24 protein-coding genes and 1 pseudogene are annotated in these 20468 nt (G+C 49.3%); 7 read left to right on the top strand and 18 right to left on the bottom strand.

Going from position 1 to position 20468, the window contains the following annotated elements; translation table 11 throughout:
- The first annotated feature begins 2 nt into the window (after positions 1 to 2).
- Genes OCV64_RS00925 through OCV64_RS00915 form a run of 3 tightly spaced genes read left to right on the top strand, consistent with a single transcriptional unit; the run spans position 3 to position 2675 of the window.
- A complete protein-coding gene (locus OCV64_RS00925) occupies positions 3 to 1352 on the top strand; it encodes a Sau3AI family type II restriction endonuclease (protein ID WP_262668993.1) in 1350 nt (449 codons plus the stop codon).
- 13 nt (positions 1353 to 1365) lie between these two features.
- Positions 1366 to 2190, top strand: coding sequence for a hypothetical protein (locus OCV64_RS00920; RefSeq protein WP_262668991.1), 825 nt, complete (start codon positions 1366 to 1368; stop codon positions 2188 to 2190).
- Between the two features lie 2 nt (positions 2191 to 2192).
- Entirely contained in the window at positions 2193 to 2675 is a 483-nt protein-coding gene (locus tag OCV64_RS00915) for a very short patch repair endonuclease (protein WP_186852324.1), read from the top strand.
- Between the two features lie 279 nt (positions 2676 to 2954).
- On the opposite strand, the gene OCV64_RS00910 is transcribed toward OCV64_RS00915, so the two are convergent.
- The 7 genes and pseudogenes from OCV64_RS00910 to OCV64_RS00880 form a co-directional block, all read right to left on the bottom strand.
- On the bottom strand, positions 2955 to 3197 hold the full coding sequence (locus OCV64_RS00910; RefSeq protein ID WP_186852323.1) for a DUF6061 family protein: 243 nt from the start codon (positions 3195 to 3197) through the stop codon (positions 2955 to 2957).
- Positions 3194 to 3493, bottom strand: a complete 300-nt coding sequence (locus OCV64_RS00905; RefSeq protein ID WP_186852322.1) for a hypothetical protein — start codon at positions 3491 to 3493, stop codon at positions 3194 to 3196. The genes OCV64_RS00910 and OCV64_RS00905 overlap by 4 nt, the downstream gene beginning before the upstream one ends.
- Positions 3494 to 3538: 45 nt before the next feature.
- Positions 3539 to 4802: pseudogene (locus tag OCV64_RS16265) on the bottom strand (plasmid recombination protein).
- Positions 4803 to 5187: 385 nt separating this feature from the next.
- Positions 5188 to 6336: an AAA family ATPase gene (locus tag OCV64_RS00895; RefSeq protein WP_262668988.1), complete on the bottom strand. Its 1149-nt coding sequence runs from the start codon at positions 6334 to 6336 to the stop codon at positions 5188 to 5190.
- A complete protein-coding gene (locus OCV64_RS00890) occupies positions 6326 to 6658 on the bottom strand; it encodes a plasmid mobilization protein (protein ID WP_262668987.1) in 333 nt (110 codons plus the stop codon). The genes OCV64_RS00895 and OCV64_RS00890 overlap by 11 nt, the downstream gene beginning before the upstream one ends.
- A gap of 3 nt (positions 6659 to 6661) precedes the next feature.
- Complete coding sequence (locus OCV64_RS00885) at positions 6662 to 7735, bottom strand: site-specific integrase (RefSeq protein WP_262668985.1); 1074 nt, start codon at positions 7733 to 7735, stop codon at positions 6662 to 6664.
- The gene (locus OCV64_RS00880) at positions 7735 to 7926 is read right to left on the bottom strand and encodes a DNA-binding protein (RefSeq protein WP_262668984.1); all 192 of its coding nucleotides are present in this window, start codon (positions 7924 to 7926) and stop codon (positions 7735 to 7737) included. The genes OCV64_RS00885 and OCV64_RS00880 overlap by 1 nt, the downstream gene beginning before the upstream one ends.
- Before the next feature lie 531 nt (positions 7927 to 8457).
- On the opposite strand from OCV64_RS00880, the gene OCV64_RS00875 reads away from it, so the two are divergent.
- From OCV64_RS00875 to OCV64_RS00865, 3 genes are read left to right on the top strand one after another with little or no spacing between them, the layout of a single operon-like run.
- Positions 8458 to 8970 (top strand): helix-turn-helix domain-containing protein, encoded by a 513-nt coding sequence (locus OCV64_RS00875; RefSeq protein WP_262668983.1) that lies wholly within the window; start codon positions 8458 to 8460, stop codon positions 8968 to 8970.
- A gap of 37 nt (positions 8971 to 9007) precedes the next feature.
- Positions 9008 to 9301 (top strand): hypothetical protein, encoded by a 294-nt coding sequence (locus OCV64_RS00870; protein WP_262668982.1) that lies wholly within the window; start codon positions 9008 to 9010, stop codon positions 9299 to 9301.
- A gap of 60 nt (positions 9302 to 9361) precedes the next feature.
- On the top strand, positions 9362 to 9613 hold the full coding sequence (locus OCV64_RS00865; RefSeq protein WP_243200926.1) for a hypothetical protein: 252 nt from the start codon (positions 9362 to 9364) through the stop codon (positions 9611 to 9613).
- Positions 9614 to 10227: 614 nt separating this feature from the next.
- Here the strand turns inward: OCV64_RS00865 and OCV64_RS00855 are convergent.
- The 7 genes from OCV64_RS00855 to OCV64_RS00825 all read right to left on the bottom strand — a co-directional run bounded on the left by OCV64_RS00855 (position 10228) and on the right by OCV64_RS00825 (position 17732).
- Positions 10228 to 10995: a class I SAM-dependent methyltransferase gene (locus tag OCV64_RS00855; RefSeq protein ID WP_004010385.1), complete on the bottom strand. Its 768-nt coding sequence runs from the start codon at positions 10993 to 10995 to the stop codon at positions 10228 to 10230.
- 50 nt (positions 10996 to 11045) lie between these two features.
- Entirely contained in the window at positions 11046 to 12965 is a 1920-nt protein-coding gene (gene tet(W) / locus OCV64_RS00850) for a tetracycline resistance ribosomal protection protein Tet(W) (RefSeq protein ID WP_031474227.1), read from the bottom strand.
- 372 nt (positions 12966 to 13337) lie between these two features.
- Complete coding sequence (locus tag OCV64_RS00845; RefSeq protein ID WP_228275371.1) at positions 13338 to 14525, bottom strand: plasmid recombination protein; 1188 nt, start codon at positions 14523 to 14525, stop codon at positions 13338 to 13340.
- 446 nt (positions 14526 to 14971) lie between these two features.
- Positions 14972 to 16126: a helicase RepA family protein gene (locus tag OCV64_RS00840; protein ID WP_031474225.1), complete on the bottom strand. Its 1155-nt coding sequence runs from the start codon at positions 16124 to 16126 to the stop codon at positions 14972 to 14974.
- Positions 16127 to 16129: 3 nt separating this feature from the next.
- Complete coding sequence (locus OCV64_RS00835) at positions 16130 to 16450, bottom strand: plasmid mobilization protein (protein WP_004010381.1); 321 nt, start codon at positions 16448 to 16450, stop codon at positions 16130 to 16132.
- A gap of 3 nt (positions 16451 to 16453) precedes the next feature.
- Positions 16454 to 17530 (bottom strand): site-specific integrase, encoded by a 1077-nt coding sequence (locus OCV64_RS00830; protein WP_004010380.1) that lies wholly within the window; start codon positions 17528 to 17530, stop codon positions 16454 to 16456.
- Positions 17531 to 17543: 13 nt separating this feature from the next.
- Positions 17544 to 17732, bottom strand: a complete 189-nt coding sequence (locus OCV64_RS00825; RefSeq protein ID WP_004010379.1) for a helix-turn-helix domain-containing protein — start codon at positions 17730 to 17732, stop codon at positions 17544 to 17546.
- 166 nt (positions 17733 to 17898) lie between these two features.
- On the opposite strand from OCV64_RS00825, the gene OCV64_RS00820 reads away from it, so the two are divergent.
- Positions 17899 to 18456: a helix-turn-helix domain-containing protein gene (locus tag OCV64_RS00820; RefSeq protein ID WP_004010378.1), complete on the top strand. Its 558-nt coding sequence runs from the start codon at positions 17899 to 17901 to the stop codon at positions 18454 to 18456.
- Between the two features lie 115 nt (positions 18457 to 18571).
- Here the strand turns inward: OCV64_RS00820 and OCV64_RS00815 are convergent, their stop codons facing one another.
- The 4 genes from OCV64_RS00815 to OCV64_RS00800 all read right to left on the bottom strand — a co-directional run bounded on the left by OCV64_RS00815 (position 18572) and on the right by OCV64_RS00800 (position 20468).
- Positions 18572 to 18739 carry a hypothetical protein gene (locus OCV64_RS00815; protein ID WP_262668974.1) on the bottom strand — a complete coding sequence of 56 codons (168 nt, stop codon included), beginning with the start codon at positions 18737 to 18739 and terminating at the stop codon, positions 18572 to 18574.
- Positions 18740 to 18977: 238 nt separating this feature from the next.
- Entirely contained in the window at positions 18978 to 19334 is a 357-nt protein-coding gene (locus OCV64_RS00810) for a hypothetical protein (protein WP_262668973.1), read from the bottom strand.
- Complete coding sequence (locus OCV64_RS00805) at positions 19334 to 20131, bottom strand: C39 family peptidase (protein ID WP_262668970.1); 798 nt, start codon at positions 20129 to 20131, stop codon at positions 19334 to 19336. Before OCV64_RS00805 ends, OCV64_RS00810 begins: the two co-directional genes overlap by 1 nt.
- Positions 20124 to 20468 (bottom strand): phage holin family protein, encoded by a 345-nt coding sequence (locus OCV64_RS00800; RefSeq protein WP_262668968.1) that lies wholly within the window; start codon positions 20466 to 20468, stop codon positions 20124 to 20126. Before OCV64_RS00800 ends, OCV64_RS00805 begins: the two co-directional genes overlap by 8 nt.

Genomic DNA, 20468 nt, shown 5'->3' with positions numbered 1-20468 from the left:
TTGTGGAAGGAACAGCTTATACCACCAAAGCCGCTATTTTGCAGAGAGCCACCGAAGTCATCGGTATCCCTATGAAAGACATCGATAAAACCGGGCGGATTCAGACTGGAAAAGGTGCAATTGGTACAGTTATCGAAGAAAGCTGGTTTGGCTATACTCCCAACTCTGAAGCTGAGCCCGACTTTCCTGAGGCAGGTGTAGAACTCAAGGTTACGCCTTATATTCGTAAATCCGGGAACATCCGTGCAAAGGAGCGCTTGGTCTGCAATATCATCGATTACATGACCGAGTATGATAAAACTCTTAGAACCAGCTCCTTCTGGCATAAATGCGAAACGATGTTGCTCATGTCCTATGAACACAGGTACGATGTTCCCAAGAGCCAGTACACTATTGACAAAGCGGTCTTGTTCACTTTCCCAGAAGAAGATTTGGCCATCATCGAGCATGACTGGGAAACCATCATGAATAAAGTCCGCTCCGGCAATGCCCATCTGATTTCCGAGGGCGATACGATGTATCTGGCTGCCTGCACCAAGGGTGCCAACGCAAAAAGTGTCCGCCAGCAGCCTTTTTCTGATATCCCCGCAAAACAGAGGGCATATTCTCTGAAGTCTTCTTATATGACGCATATCTTGAATGTGTACATCTTCGGGAACCAGCAAAATGAGCATATCATCAAGGATTCCCGTATCCTGCAGAAGCACAGCTTTGAACAGCATATCATCGATGCAGTTTCTCCCTATATTGGTTTGACCCAAAATCAACTCCAGCATCGATTCGGACTTGACTGTAAAGCGAAAAATCTGAATGAGGTCCTGCTGGCCAAGATGCTCGGCGTGTCCGGAAAAATCGCATATACCGACGAGTTTCAAAAGGCAAGCATCGTACCTAAAACCATCCGAGTCCGGCGTGATGGAACGATTAAAGAGAGTATGTCCTTCCCCACCTTCGATTTTATCGAGTTGAGCCAGGAGAAATGGGAGGATTCCACTCTCCGCAACTACCTCGCCCCGACAAAATTCTTGTTTGTCATCTTCCAGGAAAACGCTGCTGGTGAGTTAGTATTTGACCGTATCCAGTTCTGGAACATTCCGGACGCAGACCTTGACGAGGTCCATCGTGTTTGGGAGAAGACCGTACAGATCATTCGGGAAGGCGTGAAACTTTTTGACTCTCCCCGAGGTGTGCGAAACAACTTACCCAAGAGTTCTGAAAGTCGTGTAGCTCATGTCCGCCCACACGGAAAGAACGCTGCCGATAAATTGCCGCTACCTGATGGCCGCATGATGACAAAACAGTGCTTCTGGCTAAATAATACTTATATTGCAAATCAAATAAAAAATTGTTGAAAGGAAATTTAACATGCCACTTATTTCAATGCATGAAGTGCGAAATCGTTTAACAACAACAATTCCCCAGCAAACTCCGTACCGCACTTCCGAAAATCAAAAAATGGAAAATATTGAGAATTTTTCATCTTTGCCTCGAGAAAATCTTTCATACGGAATGACTGAAAAAAGAATTTGTTTATATGAAACTATTGCTGGCGAAAAGCTATATATGCAGTATCCCGGCTTAGAAAGTTCACGTGCAGGTAATCGAAATTTTCCTTTAGATGCCAGACCTGTATTAATAAAAGCTGATGGCTCATATGCTCAAGATATGGATTTCAAAAAAATATGGGATATTATCGATTTAATAGGACAAAACCATCGAGCCGATATAGATATTCTTGCAACTATCTTTTTACGAATTGCCTATATGATTGACTATATGCACACTGAAAACGGCTACATCTGTGAAACACTTGACATCCCGAGTGGCACAATAGTTAATACACAAACCGTTCGATTTGTTTGGAATTATCTGAGACTCGATTCCGATGTTATTGAAACGTTGAATGATCGCTTTGAATCTTTTGAAGGCATTTCTTTAGAGGGATTTTTATATTATAATGACTTATTAGCTCAGAATGAGGATTGCAAATATCATTATTTGCAAGGAAATCATTGGAATATCACGACAGGAAGAATAAATAATTGCCTCTCTCATCTAACTGTTATTTCCCACATAAGAGGTAAGATTGGCATATCTAAATTAATCGATAGTTTTCAACGCACAGGTGTGGCACCATTACCCCAATCCAGATTTAACGAAGCTTGTGGGGATCTTGTAATTCGACAATAACCATGAAACACCAGAAACTTAAAACAACACCAGCTATTTCTAAGAGGATGTCCCATGTACACCTCAAAAAAGGAAAAGCTGAAACCATTCTTGCTAAAGCCCTTTGGCACTGTGGTTATCGTTATCGACTGAATTATAAAAAATTGCCCGGTTCTCCTGATATTGCTATCACAACATATCAAATCGCCATTTTTGTGGATGGCGAATTTTGGCATGGCTACGATTGGAAGAACAAAAAAGAAAAACTGAAATCGAACCGAGAATTCTGGATTGAGAAAATCGAGGAGAATATCCAAAGAGATATCCGCAATGACAAACTGCTACTATCTTCTGGGTGGATTCCCCTTCATTTCTGGGAAAAAGAAATCAATAAGGATTTAGATGGATGTATCCAGGTCGTCCAGGATGCCATCCTTCAGGCTGAAACCCAACGTTGCGAAGATAAAGAACCTCTTTCCTCAGATTTTGATTTGACAGATTTATAGTATTTTTGTAGTATTTTCGGACCACTTATTGTCTCTGGAGCAAACGATATCTACTTCGGAGGTTTTTATTGAATAGAATCTGTTAGTATTCCTTGTTTACGAGAAGATCTGCGATGGCCTGGGGATTACGATTGAGGACTTTTTTAACTCTGAGTTGTTCCGAGATTTGGAACAGGAAATTCAATAAAAAATAACCCGCCTGCACTCGTACCGGCGTGATACGGATGCAGGCGGGTTTTCTTATCATTTCTAACGAAATCTAACCATTAGATTCACGGCTCAGTCCAGGGGCTTATACTCCGTGACTATTTTCAGGTAGGCTTCCGGATTACCGTTCAGGATCAGGTCAGCGTAAGCTGCCGGGTCATTGTAGATTAGATAGTCCAGCTCTGACCGCTCATACATGTTGCTGGCAACCTCATTCTCCACGGCAATGGTGTCGATGGAGATCGTGCTGCTATCGGCAAATTTCAGTTCGACACAGGCTGTATCCATGTTAAACGCACAGGATAAAATCTTCATTTCTGTGCTCCTTTCAGATTTTCAGTGTGTTTCTTTGCCAGATTACTGCACTTTTGACAGCGTTCTTTACTATATAGGGCGGTCAGTCGAAAGCTCAAACGACCTTTCCTGATTTCAAAGGTCAGTCCGCCTTGCTCATCGTCATCGGCCTGGCAGCACTCCTGGGGGTATTTGAGCGCATATTCTGCCAGCCGATTTTTAAGGTCTGTGTTGTGGGTCTGTACTTCTATCATATCCCCTTGCTCATCAAAAAAGATGGCAGTTGTTTTCTGCCTCTTGGTAAGGCCTGTTGTCATAAATACCTCCTGATTTCTGAATTTTTCTTCGGCTCTACACGGAAATCAACGATTTTCTTCTCTTGTCACCGTTTTAGACCGTTTGCGACCAAACAAGTGCCACAAATCATGCCGGTCGATTACATTTTCATAGCTGCGGAGCTTGCCCCGAAGCTCGTCATTTTCCTTCTCTAATTCGCTGGCACGCAGCTTTCCACGGACAGACTTGTATTCTGCCAGTTCAGCGGTCAACTCAGCGATTTTGCTTTTTAGCTCCGAAATCAGTTTGTTGGCAGCATCCAGCAGCTTTTGCAGATGCCGCTCTTTCTTCTCCTGAGTCACATATTTCTTGGCGGCAGTGGCAAGGCTTTCGTATTCGGAGCGCTCCAGCATCACCTTAGAAGAAAAAGGTACAGCCTTTGCTTCGATTTTCTCAACGTTCTGAACCGCCAACTGCTGCTTTTGAACTTTTTCAATTTTCTTATCCAGCGTTGCTGCTTCCTGAACTTTCTGTGCTGTCTGTTCCGTCAACTCTTCCAGTCGTTCCTGTTCCTTCATCACCTTAAACTGGGTCACGGTCAGATGTTCTTCACTGCTGCCTCGCTCTCCACGCTGGATGTCGCTATAACCAGCAAGCTTGCATGGCGTTGAAAAAGTTATCCTGCAAAACAGTGTAGGATTTTTTCAGAACTTTCTTGCCCGTCTTGGTCAACAGTGGCCGTCCCTGTCCATCCGAGGCAGGCTGAGAGGCCCACTTCTTACTGCTGCTGACCTGCAACACAGTCTCTTTCACGGTGCCCACCAGAGATTTGTCCTTGCACCGCTTCGACCATAGAATCTGCTTTTCTACCACCGGGATGTAGACCACATGAAGATGGTAGTGAAATACATCCTTGCCCAAGGCTTCTGACATAGCTCGGTTTCGCTCATCGGCGTGCATAACCGCAGACAGAATGTACTGCTCACCGCCCACGATTTCCACTGCCGCTTTGTAGGCATCCGCATAGAACTGTTTGGCAAAGTCATAGCCACCGTGGTTGTAAAAATAGGCAGAGTTTACATCGAAGATCAGCTCTCCGAAAAGGTGTGCATCTTCTTTCAGACCTCTTGTAGAGATCGCTCCATCGGCTTTCATTTTATCAAACATCTGCTGATATCCAGCGGTTGGTTTCTTGAAGTGGATATTCAGAGGAGTGCGTTCCGGGACGATGTCCTGGTTGGTGTAGGACTCTTTTTCCCATTCATTGTGCCGCTGTGCGTTTCCAATTTTTACGGCAGTCAAATTTACGTTTCTTGCGCTGGTACGGTCAATCCCGTCGTTTCTTGCCATAGAACTCCTTTCCTGTTTGTACGGCCTGCGGGCCGGGGATGCACTTTTTCAAAGTGTAATAACCCACTATGACACTTTCACTGCGTGCAAAGATGTCGTGGGCTCTCCGAGGGGGCGTGCGGCTCCTGCGGGAGCCTGCCGAGCTTGCAATGGCTATCCACCACTGCAAGCTCGGTGCGCTCACCAGCCTCGATTAATCATCGTTTCTGGTTCCCGCTATCTGGGAAAATTCACCGGATTTTCTCAGATAAACCACCGTCAATCTGTGGATCTCTGGTGGGGACGAGGGATGCGTTTTGGGGTTCTGTGACGGTTGTGACGATTGTGACGGTATTTTCGATACCGCACCCGCTGTCGTTTTAATCGTCATAACCGTCACCAATCGTCACACACTCTGGTCAATGCGCTTCAAACAAAGGCTGCTGCCCTCTCTGATTCTCTTCGCAGTGTACTGAATCTGATACTCGCTCAGCAGCTCGCTGACTTTCACATTCAGTTTTCTGGTAAGAATATTCGGCTGCATATCCTTGCCCATCAGTGCAAGTAGCTCTGTTGCGCTGCCTTTCCACTCTGTCAGCTCACCATGAAACAGGTGGCTGATTTCCTCAAGAAGCGGGTCAGGCGGTTCCTTCCAAAGCTCGTTTTCTTTTCTCTCCAACTCCCAAATCAGCCGTTCCTGGTTCTTGACCAGATAGAGCTGCTGATCTGGCTGATTTCGGCCCACAATACTGAGCGTTGCTTTGCTGGAAGTTCGTTTCTCTTTCTCCAGCAGGAATGAGCCATCTGCACATCCCAGCAGTCCAGTGGTGCCGGAGATTTTCTCGAAAGTGTCACCCGCCGGCTGTTTGCGGGTATGATGGACAATTAAAATGCAGATACTATGCTTATCAGCAAAGTTCTTCAACGCTCCGATTACCTGATAATCGCTGGTGTAGCTGTAATTGTCGCTGGTTGCCTCTCGGACCTTTTGCAGCGTATCTATGATGATGAGTTTGGTTCCCAGATATTTGTGGAGCGCAAATTCCAGCTGTTCATCCAGTCCGTTTCCAACTTGTTTTGCAGCAGTTGCAAAGCGGAGCTTGTCCGTTCCGTTTACCCCAAACATCCGATACATTCGATCTTGCAGCCGCTTTTCGTCATCCTCCAGTGCCAGATAGCGGACATCGCCCTGTCGGGCGTTGTACCCCCACAAGGGCTGTCCAGTGCTGACATGGTAGGCAATCTGTGCCACAAAAAACGACTTGCCGATTTTGGGCGCTCCCGCCAAAATATAGGCTCCTGTATAAAGCAGGTCATCAATGATTGCCTGCTTTCCTACATACGGTGTATCCAGCAGTTCATTGTGGGACACCATATGCAGGTAACCGGGAGCGTTGATTTCGTCCATTTTACGGCACATAGCCATAAATTCATCCTCAGAAAGGTTGCTTTGCGCCCGAGAGTTTGATACAATTTCAGTGTTAGTTTTAACGGACGGCTGCCCTGCATCTGCGCCAACAGATGCGTTTGGGGCGGTCGTTTTCTTATTTTCCATAAGTATCCTCCTTCATGCCATTCATGATGATGGCAACCATCTCGATGATATCCAGCAGTTCATCATCAACACCGGCACCAGCTTCAATCCTGCGCAGCTCATCCAGAATGTCTGTCATCTGATTTCGCAGCGCCTTGAACACTCTGGGATTTCCCTGCACGACCACATCTTTGCAGAGCAGACGTCTGGTGATGTAGTCCTGCTTGGTCAACCCAGTGAGCCTCACGGCTGTGTCAATCTGTGCGTTTTCCTCTTCCGAGACACGGAATGCCACGGTTCGATTTCTCCAACGATTGTGATTGTCCAAATTCTTTGCTGACATGATTTAATCATTCCTTTCCATATTCAGCTTTTCAGCCATTTCTTTCTGCTTTGACGGGAACAGGTGGGCATAGTTGTAAGTGATGTCGATACTTTCATGGCCCACTCGATCTGCGATTGCTGTTGCCGAAAATCCCATATCGATGAGAATTGAAATTGCGCTATGACGAAGATTGTGTATTCTGATTCTCTTTACCCCGGTCTCCTTAGAGCCTCTGTCTATCTCCCGATGGAGATAGCTTTTCGTGATGGTGAACATCCGGTCATCCTCGCCGATGTCATACTGCATTTTCAAGTAGTCCTGAATTTCATCGGTCAGAAACTGCGGCATGGTGATGGTTCGATTGCTCTTTTCAGTCTTGGGCGTGGTGATTACATCCTGGCCTTTCAGTCGCTGATAGCTCTTGTTGATGGTCACTGTACCTTTCTCAAAGTCGAAATCTGCCGGGGTCAGTGCCAGCAGCTCACCTTCTCGGATACCGCACCAGTAAAGCATCTCAAAGGCGTAGAAGGACATTGGCTTGTCCATCATCGCATCGGCAAACTTAAGATATTCTTCTTTTGCCCAGAACAACATCTCACGGTTTTTCTTCTTTCCCATACTGCCAGCTTTTGTGCAGGGATTTTCCCGCAGATTGTAATACCGTACAGCGTGGTTGAAAATAGCGCTAAGTTGATTGTGAACCGTTTTAAGGTAGACAGGCGAATAGGCTTTTCGCTTATCGTCCTTATAGTTCAACAGTTCATTCTGCCAGCTGATAATCTGCTGCGGGGTAATACTGCTGATTTTCAGCTTGCCAAAGTAGGGCAGCAGCTTTGTTTCAATGATGTGATTTTTCATCTCCCATGTGTTTTCCTTGATGCGTCCAGCTTTGTCCTCACGGTAACGCTCCACAAAGCTCTGAAAGGTCATATCCAAGCTTGAGGAAACCAGATTCATCTGTTCCCGTTCCCATGCCTGAGCTTCTCGTTTGGTCTTAAAGCCTCGCTTCTGGGTCTGCTTTTTCTCGCCAGTCCAGTCGGTATAGCGGTATAGGACACGCCAGGTACCAGTTTTTTCTTCCTTATAAACAGACATTACATTTCCTCCTCTTCTTTATAACAGAACTTTTTCATGAAGAACGCCCGGTTCACTCTGCCGGAAACAACCATATAGCCCATCGCTTCCAGCTCGTCATTGAGGGCTTTCATGATTCGGTAGGCATGAGAGTTGGAAACGTCCAGCTCTTTTGCTACATTGTCCACACGCATAAAACGGTTCTCTTCCATATAAAATCCTCCTGTTCATTTTAATTGATCCCTTACAAGCTTCATTTTCAAACTGGTTAGGCATTCCCCCTTTCAACACGATTTTTTGTTTTCCTGCTCTCCGAACCGCTGACAGTGGATCAGCGCTCATCTTTTGATCTCCGCTTAACTTACGAAGCCTCTCACCGGATTTCGGTGGGGAGTATCTTCTCTCTGCTGTCATCGCCGCCTCCGGGAACTGCCCGGATTTTTCAAAGCTGGTAGTGATCGCTCACTCCTTTGCGGAAGGTCTTGGCGTACCCTTTGATGTGGCTCATCAGTTTCCTGATTGTACAGAGAGATTGTTGCTCGGTAGAGTGTTATTCAGTTTTCAAGGTTCATCCGAAGTTAAACATATTTGCTTTGTAAAAATGATTATACTAAACATTTTAGCTTATGTCAACAGGCTTGCAAGAAAATATTAAGCAAATTTATTTAACGTTCCTTGACTATCCTAAACATATCTGCTATATTAGAGATAACACAACACCGCATATAACAGGAGATGATGCTATGGCAATCGGTGAAAGAATTCATTTTTTCCGCAATAAGTGCGGAATGACACAAAAACAGCTTGGAAAGCTGCTCGGTTTCCCTGAAAAATCCGCAGATGTACGTCTGGCTCAGTATGAAACTGGCTCAAGAACTCCTAAAGCTGACCTCACGGCTGCTCTGGCACAGGTTCTTGAAGTCTCACCAAATGCTCTTTCTGTACCGGATATAGACTCCTATATTGGCTTGATGCACACGCTGTTCACGCTGGAAGATCGCTATGGTCTGTATGTTGACGAGGTGGACGGAGAGATTTGTCTAAAAGTCAATGTACGAAAGAACCGTGATGCTGCTGAGCTGCACCAGATGCTCTGTGCTTGGCGTCAGGCCGCAGCCATGCTTCAAGCTGAGGAAATCAGCCAAGAGGACTATGACAACTGGCGGTATCACTATCCGGAGTTTGACACCACACAGAAGCGAGCAAAAGTTATGTCACAGGGGCTAAGTGATATGCTAATAAACGATTTGAAGTAATCGGTAACTATCAAGTTTGCACTAAGGAGGTAGCGAGATGGAATACACCGATAAAGAGAAAGAGATTATGGCTCTTGTAGATTGCACAGATTTCAGAAACCTATCGAAAAGCGATTTTATAAGCTATGCTTCAAAACTAAACGAATTACGCCCTGAAGTAGCCGCCCAGGTCATTGCACAATATCCTGAATACGTCAATTTTGTTCACTCTTGTTTGAGTGAATATAAGGGTGTACTTGATGCCATCATTGCAAGCGATGATACCAACCTGAAACAGACTTTTGATCTCATTCAGCAGGAAATAGAGCATTCGAATCAAAGCCGTACTTAGTATATTCAGTTTGCGGAAAAGGTTCAGACTGATTGCAGCAAATGTCTTGATAACCCCGATATGACGCCTGAACAGCGACAAGAAATTATCGACCGAGAAATCGAAATTATGAAAATGGTTGACCAAAAAGATACTGAAGCCAGACAACAAGAACAAAGTGCTGTGCAGGAAGCAGAGCAGAAAGACTCTGAAAAACGGATGTTCAACTGGAAGGTTATCGGAAGTGCAAGCTTCTTAGTCCTTACTGCCGTTGGAATTGGAACCGCTGTGCTTGGCGGCAAATTCAATATAAAACTCCCGACTAAAAAGTAACTTCATCAAAATAACACTTGATAAAACAAAAAAAGAGCTAACCGGTTTAACAAAACCAGTTAGCTCTTTTTCTATCAATAATGAAAATTTGTTGCCATTTCGTTGCCACAAGCTCCGAAATCGCTACTTTTCCGGCTCTTGAACCGGGAAAGTCAGGTTATGAGATTATTCCCACTCGGCAAATTCAGATATAGTAGGGTGTATTTGAGGTGATTTCGCAGGAAAAACTTTCGCAAATATGTTAATATTCCACCTGCTATTTTCGGCTGTAAAGTTTATTAGTATCAAAATAGTATCACAAAAGGCTGGGAAATACAACAGAATTATGTGGAGCTCTACATAATTCCGGCACGGACGGACGCTGTCAGGCACAGCGGATAACAGCCTTGCAAGAGGCGTTGTACCTGCGCTGGATATATTCTTGATAGGCTTTCTGGTCTGTCATGGAAATTCCCCCTCTCTGAATAATAGTGCGGGGCGGCAGCACTCCTTGCTGTCGCTCCTTGACTGCCTAACTGCGAAACCGGGCGGGGCTGTCAACGGTGGGCGAAGCCCGTTCATCTTGACCGCCCGCTGGCTCGGCTGGCTTTGCTATTTACCCGACAAACTTGAATTTATTGTAAGGTATCACGTTTTACCTTCTTAAGCCTTACTATCATTACCATAGGAATTTCTTTGTTGGTTTTGAAACATTCTTCATAAAATCCATCAATGACAAATCCAGCTCTAAAACAAAGGTTAAAAATATCTTGTATGGAACGATGATAATAAATCTGCTCTTTCGGTTGCCCTTCAATCGCTATATCATAGTAACTGTGCGGTGTCATATATTTTTCAGTCAACGTGACAAAACAAGGGTGTTGCGTTGCAAAGACAAAAATTCCGCTTTCCTGCAACAGTTCATAAACAGCCATAAGAAGTGGTTCAATATCCGTAATATCCATAATTGCCATATTAGAAACTGCTTTCGTAAAGGCTCGATTTCTTTTTAATTCTAATATACTTTTTCTATTGGTCGCATCCGCCACACAAAATTCAATTTGTTTTGCATATTGTGATTGCCGTCTTTTAGCCAATTCTATCATTTTTTTGCTGTAATCAAAAGCGACAACCGAAGCGCCTCTTTGTGCAAGATACGAAGAATAATTTCCATTGCCACACGCAATATCCAAAATATAATCCGCAGGATTAGGAGATAGAAGTTCCGTTACTTTGGGACGCACTACCTCTCTGTGAAATTCATTAGATTCGTCACCCATTGCATTATCCCAAAATTGTGCGTTCTCCTCCCAGATTTTTTTACTTTCCTCTGTTCCCATGTTCTCTCCCACTCCCAAAATTTGCTTTTTTGCTTCCATTAAATCTTCCTTACGATATTCCATTGTTACCCTCCATAACTTCTGATTGTTGCCGTCTTGACGATTATGTATCTTTACATTACCTTCTGAAACATATGGCGCACCTTGTCCAGGCGGTTGTTTGGACGGCGGGGCTGGATGACCGGCTGGCCGACAGCGGCCTGATACCCTTTTAGCTCTGTAAGGCATACGCTCTGCCCGTTGGTGTAAAAGGCCAGATCAGTACGGTATGCCTGTATACAGCGGGCGGGAATCTCGCCAGTAAAGACAACTTCATCCTTTTTTACCTGGGCCGTTTCGATGGTGGCACAGTATTTCGGTGCATCATGATAAGCCCTGGAAAGGTATTCCTGGGGCGCATAGAGGGTGAAGGAGAGATAAGGTTCCAGCAGCTGCGTCCCCGATTCCTTCAATGCCTGTTCCAATACAATCGGGGCCAATGAGCGGAAGTCCGCCGGCGTGCTGACTGGACTGTAATAAAGCCCGTATTCAAAGCAAATCTTACAGTCCGTTACGTTCCAGCCGAACAAGCCCTGCTCCAGCCCGTAACGGATACCATCCCTGACAGCGTTTTGAAAACTCTGGTTCAAGTATCCCAGCGAAACCCGGCTCTCGTATTGTACGCCGGAGCCAAGCGGGAGTGGTGTAACAGACAGTCCGATAGATGCCCAAAACGGGTTGGGCGGCACCTCGATATGGATGGTGTGGCTGGCTGCTTTGAGCGGCCGCTCCATATAAATGACGGTGGGTTCCTTTACCACTGTTTCAATCTTGTATTTTTCCGACAGCAAAGCGGAAACGACCTCCAACTGCACCCGGCCCAAAAAAGAAAGAATGATCTCATGGGTGATGGAATCCACTTCGCAGCGCAAAAGCGGGTCAGTATCCGCAAGTTGCGTAAGAGCGTCCAGCAGCCGTTCTCTTTGCGCTGCCGTTTTCGGCGCAATCGTCGTCCGCAGCATGGGGAGGGGGGCCTCGCGCCACCTTTTACGAGGGAGCCGGGTTTGATCCCCTAATACATCGTTTAACCTCACGCTGTCGCTGGGAAGGATAACAATTTCGCCCGGATAAGCGGTGTCTGTCCGAACAATTTCCCCTTTGGATGGAATACGCATCTCTGTGATTTTCAGCTTTTCTCTCCCGGCCAGGGCCACCGTATCCCGCAGGCGCAGCGTTCCGCTGTATAGCCGCAGATAGACACGCCGCTGGCCGCAATCGGTGTACTCAACCTTGAAAACGCTGCCGCATAGGGTGGCGCTCCCCTGTTCCCCAATCGGTTGGAACAGTCCTGTCACCGCATCCATCAACGGTTGAATGCCAAGGCCCTTTTTGGCGCTGCCATGATAGACCGGAAACAGGGAGGCTTCTTGAACCCGCCGCTGTTCCTCCCGCGCAAGTTTTTCCTGGCTGATTGGTTCTCCTGCGATATACTTTTCCAATAATGCATCGTTATTTTCGATGACCGCATCCCATGCTTCTATGTCGGTATTTTCCTCCAGGACTATTTCCGGGGACAGCGACACCGTCTGCTTGATGATAATATCGGCGGAGAGCTTATCCCGAACAGACTGAACCACGCTCTGCAAATCAACGCCAGCCTGGTCGATCTTGTTGATAAAGATAACGGTGGGAATGTTCATTTTCCGCAGGGCATGGAACAGAATACGGGTCTGGGCCTGCACGCCATCTTTCGCGGAGATCACCAAGATGGCCCCATCTAAAACAGCCAAAGAGCGGTACACCTCCGCCAAAAAATCCATGTGGCCGGGCGTATCCACAATGTTAACTTTACATCTGTGCCACTGGAAGGAAGTGACTGCCGCTTGAATGGTAATCCCACGCTGCCGCTCCAAAAACAAGGTGTCCGTCCTCGTTGTCCCTTTTTCGACGCTCCCTGGTTCTGAAATGGCTCCACTGGCATATAGCAGACTCTCCGTCAAGGTCGTCTTTCCAGCGTCTACATGGGCAAGAATCCCGATATTGATAATGTTCATGTCTATCCTCCATACAAGGCCCGAATGGGCGCAAAAATCCCCAGCGGCTAATACTTTTACCGCTGGGGATCATGACTTCGGACACACAGAAACATACACGACTTACATAAGCCGCGGTCCGTCACGATATTTACTAAAAAGGCAAAAGTATTCTTAAAATTGGGTACAAAAACCAAGCCCCTGCAAGGGGCAATCATTTTTGCGCCCATTATCAAATTTTATTTAAGAATACCTTGCCGCATATTTGATAGACTCCTCAAATCAGGATAATAGCAGTATATCATAGTACGCTCTAAAAAACAAGAAATCATTTTACCGATTCCACAAATAAAATCGGAGGGTATTCACTGGAATACCCTCCGGTTTTGGTGATTATCGTGCGTCTATCCGAATTTTTGACTTTGCGGCCCGTTTCCGTTCCTTTTCGGCATGTTCCTGCTGGTAAGCTGCCTCTAATATTCTGTCCACTTGTTCTGGGCCAAAGGCCCTTTTGACCCGCTCATAGTCAGCGGAGACTTGCCGCATGGCCTTGTTTTCCAACTTGACCTCCTGCAATCGATCAGACAGGCGGATGTTGCTCTCCCTCACCCGGCCATAGTCCCCTTGCAGACGCTCAAATTTCCCCCGCAGCTCCACATAGGCCAGATACAGGGAGCGCAGCACCTTGACGATTTGGGCCAGCAGGGGCTTTGCCTTTTTCTCTCGGTAGGCCCGGCCTGTTTCCAGCGTTCCCGGCTCCGGCAAAATCTCCTCCGGATTGGCGGAGAAATCCGCTGCCAACCGCTCCATATTTTTCACCGCCGGGGCAAGTTCTTTGAGCCGCCGTTCCTGGCTCTCCACCTGGTTTTCTTTCTCCGCCTTGACCGTCTCCAGAACGGCGATCTCCTTTGCCCGCTGCTCTTTCTTGTAGTCCAGCACAGACAAGTGCTTGTCGTGGGTGCCTTTGTCCTCCCACTCAATCCCGTGGCGCTCCATGACCAGGGAAAGCTGCTCCTTTTCCGAGCGCACCCACTGGCTCCACTCTGTGTCCCCTCTGGTGCCGCCCTGGAAACCCTGGGCCGCTAACGCCTGTTTCAAAGATACCCTCGTGTCCAGCCCTCGCTTGCTCCCGGTGGTGAATGGTACAAAGTCAATGTGCAGATGGGGCGTAGCCTCGTCCATGTGGAGGTGGGCAGAGAACACCCGGAGTTGGGGGTTGCGCTCTTGAAAGCCCTTCATGTACTCGTCCAAAACCGCTGCCGCAAGCTGTCCCTCCTCGCTGTCGGCGCTCATATCATCTCGATTGCCCACTTGCAGGATGATTTCATGGAACGGCTTTTCCTGCTTGCCGGAGCGGATCTTCTCATAGTAATCCTCTATCCTTCTGTCGGCCCTGGTTTGTTTAGCGTTGTACCGTTCCAGAGCCTCGTCAAAGAGTTCATGGTACACCGCCTTGATATTCTCCTGGCAGTAGGTTATATTCAAGTGGGAGCGTTCCGGGTCAGTGTTCTTGGCGTGGAATTTTCTACTGTTATGGTTCACCGATCCTTGGCCCACCATGGCGCTGATTGTCCTTTTCAAATCAATCCCTCCTCCCTTTTCCGCCGCGCAAGCGGCGAGCCTTTGTTACTTTCTGCGAAAGTAACGCAAAAGCACTTTTGACAGCCTGACGGCCATCAAAAGCGCATTTGCGCCCTACGGGGTGGTGTGGGGGCTTTGCCCCCGGCAACTGCGGTTGCCTCCCCCAGCAGGGCCGCCCTTTGAAAAGGGCACCCTGCACCCCGCCTAAACTTTGTCACTCGCCGTTGGGCAGGGTGGAAAGGCCAGGGGCCTTTCCACCGCCCGGCAAGTGTTTTCCGTGGGCCGAAAGTCAAGGGGTACGGGTTGTATTGACTTGCGGCAATCTCCACCCGCAGGTATGCCCCCCTTGACTTTCGCCCCCGCTCCCCGTGACAGCCGTGACGACCGTGACGATGTTTTACACACCGCCTCCGCACTCCGAAAAGCTGTCACAGCTGTCACGGTCGTCACGCCTGGGGTTCCTCCAACGTGAGCTTGATACTCCGCCCGGCATGGGTTCGGGCGCTTTCATAGTGGATGTGGTACTCATAGGACAGCCGCCACGCCCGGACATTCAGCCGCATAGCCAGGGCATTGGGTTTCATATCCAGCCCCAGGGCGGCGACAAGTTCCGTGGCCGTCCCTCTCCACTCTGGCCGTTCCGCCGTTACCAGGGCGGCAACAGCCTCCAACACCGGGTCAGGCGGCTCCTGCCGCAGCTCCGTTTCCCGCCGCTCCAGCTCCCACACAAGCCGTTCCTCGTCCCGCTTGAGGTAGAGGCGCTGGTCTTGCTGATCCCGCCCAGAAATGTCCAGGGTGGCGGCGTTGTCTGCCCGCCGCTCCTTTTGGAGCAGAAAGGCCCCGTCTGCCGCACCCAATAAGCCGTTGGTGCCGGAGATCATATCAAACTTATCATCGGCCTGCTGCTTGCGGGTGTGATGTACAACCAGGAGGCAAACCCCGCTTATATCGGCAAACCGTTTCAGTTTGGTGATTACCTCATAGTCGTTGGCATAGCTGTACTTCTCTGCCCCGGCCTCCCGGATTTTTTGCAGGGTGTCGATGATAATAAGCCGGGTGTCCGTGTGTTCCCGGACAAAGCCCTTTAGCTGCTCCTCCAGGCCACCGCCGAGCTGCTTAGCTCCGATGGCAAAGAACAGGTTTCCGGTACTCTCTACTCCAAACATCCGGTACAACCGCTCCTGTAAGCGACGGTGGTTGTCCTCCAGGGCCAGATAGAGGACTGTCCCCTGGCGCACCTCATACCCCCACAGGGAAAGGCCCATACTCACATGATAGGCAAGCTGGGCCATGAGAAAGGACTTGCCCACCTTGGGAGCGCCCACAAAGAGATATGTCCCCGCATAGAGCAGACCGTCTACCACAGGAGGTCTGCCGGGGTACACCTGTTCGTAGAGGTCATTCATAGACACGGTAGGCAGATAGGCCGGGTCATTGACCCGGCTTATCTGCCGCAGGATTTCCTCCAAATCTCTTTCCGGGGGCTTGTGTTCTGTCACGCCCTCTGCTATACTTTGGTTAGGTTTTTGTGAGAGCGACTGTCCCCCGTCTGCGCCAACAGGCGGATATGGGGCAGTCGTTTTCTCTTGCAATCTATCCATCTATCAATCCTCCCTCATGCCGTCCATGATGGCGGCGATCAGCCGGATGGTGTCCAGCAACTCCCCATCCACGCCATTCCCGGCCTCGATACGCTCCAGTTCTTCCAGAACGGCGGCCAGCTCGTTCCGCAGGGCCTTATACACCCTGGGGTTGCCCTGTACCACCACATCCCGGCACAGCAGCCGTCGGGTGATGTAGTCCTGTTTGGTAAGGCCGGAGAGCCGCACAGCGGTTTCAATTTCCCTGTCCTCATCCGGGGACACCCGGAAAGCCACAGTTTTGTTTCTCCAGCGGTTGTGTCGGTCAAGATTTTTCACTGACATGATTTAGGCCCCCTTTCGCTCCATGTCCAGTTTGTCCGCCATCTCCGCCTGCCGGGTGGGGAACAGGTGGGCGTAGCGGTAGGTAATATCAATGCTTTCATGTCCCACCCGGTCAGCGATTGCCAGGGCCGTAAAGCCCATGTCAATGAGCAGCGAAATGTGGGAGTGCCTCAGGTCGTGTATTCTGATCCGCTTTACCCCGGCCTCTTTCGCACCCCTGTCCATCTCCCGGTGGAGGTAGGATTTTGTCACCGTGAAAATGCGGTCGGTGGGCTTCACCCCATACAGGCTCTTGATATAGTCTCGCATTTCTTCACAGAGGAAAGCGGGCATTTGAATGACCCGGTTGCTCTTAGGGGTCTTGGGGTCGGTAATCACATCCTTGCCCTTAATCCGCTGGTAGGACTTGGAGATGGTGACGGTCTGTTTCTCAAAGTCGAAGTCGCCAGGAGTGAGGGCCAGCAGCTCCCCCTCCCGGACGCCGCACCAGTAGAGCATTTCAAAGGCGTAATAGGAAAGGGGCTTGTCCATCATGGCCTCGGCGAATTTCAGATACTCCGCCTTTGTCCAGAACAGCATTTCCCGTCCCTTTGGCTTTCCCATATTGCCCGCCTGGGCAGCGGGATTGACCTTTAGATTGTAGTGCCGTACCGCATGGTTGAACACGGCGCTCAACTGATTGTGCAGCGTTTTTAAGTACACCGGAGAGTAGGGCTTGCCGTTCTTGTCCCGGTAACCCAGCATTTCATTCTGCCAGGCGATGACCTCCTTGGAGTGAATGTCGCACATCTTCCGCTTGCCGAAGTACGGCACCAACTTCTTGTAGAGGATATGCTCTTTCGTCCCCCAGGTGTTTTCCTTGATACGGCCTTTCATGTCCGCCACATAGACAGCCACGAAGTTTTCAAAGGTCATTTCCAGGTCGGCGGTCTGTTGTTGCAGGAATGTCCGCTCCCACTCCAGAGCCTCCCGCTTGGTGGGAAAGCCCCGTTTCATTTTCTTTACTTTCTTGCCCGTCCAGTCCTCGTAGTAAAAGGACGCATACCATGTGCCCTTTGCCTTGTCTTTGTATGCCGGCATTGTGGTTCCCTCCTTATTGTCTGTCCCGCAGCCCATAGAATTTTTCCTCGAAGTAGCGCCTGCTTACCCGTCCGGGAATGGTGAGAAAGCCTTTTTTCTTCAGCTCCTCGTTCATCTCCCGCACCAGCTTGTAGGCGTAGGGCTTGGAAATGCCCAGCTCCCTGGCGACCTCCTCTGCTCTCACAAACAGCTCCTTTTCCATGGTCAGCACCTCCTTATTTTAGTTTCGCAAATATGTTAATGTCACCATCTTCATTATACATTAACATAAGTGTTAATGTCAAGAATTTATTTCGCATTTTTGTTAAAGATTATCTTGCATCTTTCGCTTTTTTGCGCTATACTATTGGCAAAGGCGGTGGGATATTATGACAGTCGGAGACAAGATAAAGAAAATCCGCACCTTTCGAGGCATGACACAAAAGGAATTGGGGCTTGCTATCGGCTTTGAGGAAAAGGGAGCGGACAACCGGATCGCCCAGTATGAGACGAATTACCGTGTTCCGAAACGGGAACTGCTGGACAAGATGGCCGAGGCGCTGCGGGTAGACCGCCAGAACTTCTACACCATCGCCCCCGGCTCTGCCGAGGACTTCATGCGGACATTCTTCTGGCTGGACGAGGACAGCCCTGGCGCTATCCGCCTGTTCCAACTTGTCCGCAATCCGGGCAGAGCAGGGGCCGCTGATGATACCGCTGTACGGTACAATGATAGCGATGACTGGCCCGCACACCCTCCCGTGGGTATGTACTTCCAGTATGGCCTTGTGGACGAGTTCATGCGGGAATGGCTTTTTCGTCAGCAGGAGTTACACGCCGGGGAGATCACCAGGGAAGAGTATTTTGAATGGAAACTCAACTGGCCCCATACCTGCGACGATGGCCTGGAAAGCGAATATTATATCCCTTGGCGGAAAAATAAATAAGACAAGCAAAAAAACCGCCCTGCTGAATTTGTCGTTCAGCAGGGCGGTTTTGCTTGTCCTTTTGGGATTTTTCTCTTGAGAATACCGGGCGGACACAAATAGTATCAATCCAGTATCAAGAGCAGTATGGACGGGCAAAAAAGCCTGTATTCATGCGGGTTTTCGCCGTTTCGAGCGTCATTCCCACTCTACCGGGGAAGGGTATTTTGCGGTCTTTTTTCTCTTTCCCAGTCCTCTCATTTTGCCCTAGGATTGCCGTTTCCTTGTAGTCCACCTCGTCCATAATTCCCGTGCCCCCAAAATAGAGCCACAGGAAACTTTGGGGACATTCGTGGCAGAGAGGGGCAAGTCTATGGGCCGAGTATATCACATTGGGAGAAGCGACGCAAGGGGCGTGGGCAGAAGGCCACGCATTGCCGCTCTGCTGACCGCACAAGCCGCTTTCCTATTCAGGGGAGGGAATATCCACACAGAAGGGGCGGAGGGCCGTATGGGGGATTTCAGCGCATCCACGTTGTTGCCTAAATTCCAGGGCTGTTCTCGCTTCCTGTCATTGTATCGGGTTTCTGGAATCCAGAGGCCTTTGCCGCGGCATAGGTAATGCCCTCTCCGTCAGCCCCGGTATTCTCTGCGCGGCTCTTGTCCACTATGCGGGCCAGCACCAAAGACAGGGCGGTGCCTATTGGAGTAAAAACAACCGTCCAGCAAGCCAGGGCGCCGGTGTACTGATAGCGGATACTCAGGTCAGCAAGATAAAAGCCCCCGGCCAGCCCAGCAGCCAGAAGGGCCACCAGGCAAACGGCCAGGCAGTTGGTGAAGCCTAAGGCCTCCAGGGGCCCCCGGCGCTTCTTGACGGCTTCTCTCTTACCGCCGCTCATCAGGCAAGCCCATTGTTCTTGGCAAAGCGGTAAAAGAGCTGGGCGGCCTGCTCACGGGTCAGAAGGTCCTCCCACATCATATTGGGCTGGCCGTCCACCGTGGTACCGTTACCGGCGAACAAGCCAACAGACACGCACCAGTCGCGGGCCTCATCGCTCCAGTCTCCACTATCGTTGTCCCGGAGCTCCTTACGGTACTCGGACATAGCCGTCTTGAACATCTCATTGAATTTGCTCTGGTCCATATCTTCATCCTCCTTGTTGTAGTCTCTGGCATCAATTAGCCAGTAATATTTGGCCTGGGAGCGGAAGGTCCGGATGTCTCCGTTTACCCTGGCATCCTTTGTGCTGGCAGGGTCATTGATACGGACCTTATCATCCTGCCACCACAGGACAACAAAATGGCCGGAACTGGTCCAAAGGCCTTTGTTCATCAGGGCGATAGCATAGTATCCCTCTTTCAGTTTCTCCACCACTTTCTCGTGGTTGGCGTGGTCAGGCTTCCCGTAGGTATTGGTCCAATTCAGCATTTGGCAATCAATGCCGAACTCCGCGAACTGGGGGGTGAAGTAGGCGTAGTAGGTTCCCTGGTTCAGGGCCTTGTACCCGTGCGCCATGCTCCAGTTGCAGGCATCCTCCGGGGTGAAGGTCTTGCCAGTGATAGTCTCAATGAGCATGGCCGCCGCCGTAGGCCCGCAGCCGGAGCCGCCAATGGTGGAGTTTTCACCCGTCACCCGGTAGGGCTTGTTTTTCCAGCGGGGGTCAGTCTGGAGATAGGATACAGGGCGTTTATTCATTGCTCTTTTCCTCCCCAACCACAACGCCCTCCAGGGGGATGAGGCCCTGGGACAGCTCATAAACGGCGGCCTCAATCATGGCATCCAGTTTCTCATCGTCCACAGTGACCCCGTGAGCCCGCAGCCACTCCAGGACATAGGCCTTCTTCTCCTCGCCGCGCCCGGAACCGACATAAATCTGCTCGGCAGCGGCAACGGCAATCTTCACCCACGCATTGATTTCCTTCTGCTGCTCGGCAGTGGTCTTGCTCTTGATGTAGGGGACCAGGACACAGGTAACGACGGCGCACAGGACCGCGGCGACAGCCTCAACAATAGGGGTGATGTCAAAAGTCAT

Source organism: Muriventricola aceti (assembly GCF_025567565.1).
GTDB lineage: Bacteria > Bacillota > Clostridia > Oscillospirales > Oscillospiraceae > Lawsonibacter > Lawsonibacter aceti.
Note: the sequence above shows the minus strand (reverse complement) of the source record. Positions and strands in the feature narration are given on the sequence as shown.

What these genes read in the sequence shown, in the direction of transcription:
- OCV64_RS00920 (WP_262668991.1), top strand. Translation starts at nt 1,366, where the DNA reads ATGCCACTTATTTCAATGCATGAAGTGCGAAATCGTTTAACAACAACA.
- OCV64_RS00915 (WP_186852324.1), top strand. Translation starts at nt 2,193, where the DNA reads ATGAAACACCAGAAACTTAAAACAACACCAGCTATTTCTAAGAGGATG.
- OCV64_RS00910 (WP_186852323.1), bottom strand. Translation starts at nt 3,197, where the DNA reads ATGAAGATTTTATCCTGTGCGTTTAACATGGATACAGCCTGTGTCGAA.
- OCV64_RS00905 (WP_186852322.1), bottom strand. Translation starts at nt 3,493, where the DNA reads ATGACAACAGGCCTTACCAAGAGGCAGAAAACAACTGCCATCTTTTTT.
- OCV64_RS00895 (WP_262668988.1), bottom strand. Translation starts at nt 6,336, where the DNA reads ATGGAAAATAAGAAAACGACCGCCCCAAACGCATCTGTTGGCGCAGAT.
- OCV64_RS00890 (WP_262668987.1), bottom strand. Translation starts at nt 6,658, where the DNA reads ATGTCAGCAAAGAATTTGGACAATCACAATCGTTGGAGAAATCGAACC.
- OCV64_RS00885 (WP_262668985.1), bottom strand. Translation starts at nt 7,735, where the DNA reads ATGTCTGTTTATAAGGAAGAAAAAACTGGTACCTGGCGTGTCCTATAC.
- OCV64_RS00880 (WP_262668984.1), bottom strand. Translation starts at nt 7,926, where the DNA reads ATGGAAGAGAACCGTTTTATGCGTGTGGACAATGTAGCAAAAGAGCTG.
- OCV64_RS00875 (WP_262668983.1), top strand. Translation starts at nt 8,458, where the DNA reads ATGGCAATCGGTGAAAGAATTCATTTTTTCCGCAATAAGTGCGGAATG.
- OCV64_RS00870 (WP_262668982.1), top strand. Translation starts at nt 9,008, where the DNA reads ATGGAATACACCGATAAAGAGAAAGAGATTATGGCTCTTGTAGATTGC.
- OCV64_RS00865 (WP_243200926.1), top strand. Translation starts at nt 9,362, where the DNA reads ATGACGCCTGAACAGCGACAAGAAATTATCGACCGAGAAATCGAAATT.
- OCV64_RS00855 (WP_004010385.1), bottom strand. Translation starts at nt 10,995, where the DNA reads ATGGAATATCGTAAGGAAGATTTAATGGAAGCAAAAAAGCAAATTTTG.
- OCV64_RS00840 (WP_031474225.1), bottom strand. Translation starts at nt 16,126, where the DNA reads ATGGATAGATTGCAAGAGAAAACGACTGCCCCATATCCGCCTGTTGGC.
- OCV64_RS00835 (WP_004010381.1), bottom strand. Translation starts at nt 16,450, where the DNA reads ATGTCAGTGAAAAATCTTGACCGACACAACCGCTGGAGAAACAAAACT.
- OCV64_RS00830 (WP_004010380.1), bottom strand. Translation starts at nt 17,530, where the DNA reads ATGCCGGCATACAAAGACAAGGCAAAGGGCACATGGTATGCGTCCTTT.
- OCV64_RS00825 (WP_004010379.1), bottom strand. Translation starts at nt 17,732, where the DNA reads ATGGAAAAGGAGCTGTTTGTGAGAGCAGAGGAGGTCGCCAGGGAGCTG.
- OCV64_RS00820 (WP_004010378.1), top strand. Translation starts at nt 17,899, where the DNA reads ATGACAGTCGGAGACAAGATAAAGAAAATCCGCACCTTTCGAGGCATG.
- OCV64_RS00815 (WP_262668974.1), bottom strand. Translation starts at nt 18,739, where the DNA reads ATGGACGAGGTGGACTACAAGGAAACGGCAATCCTAGGGCAAAATGAG.
- OCV64_RS00810 (WP_262668973.1), bottom strand. Translation starts at nt 19,334, where the DNA reads ATGAGCGGCGGTAAGAGAGAAGCCGTCAAGAAGCGCCGGGGGCCCCTG.
- OCV64_RS00805 (WP_262668970.1), bottom strand. Translation starts at nt 20,131, where the DNA reads ATGAATAAACGCCCTGTATCCTATCTCCAGACTGACCCCCGCTGGAAA.
- OCV64_RS00800 (WP_262668968.1), bottom strand. Translation starts at nt 20,468, where the DNA reads ATGACTTTTGACATCACCCCTATTGTTGAGGCTGTCGCCGCGGTCCTG.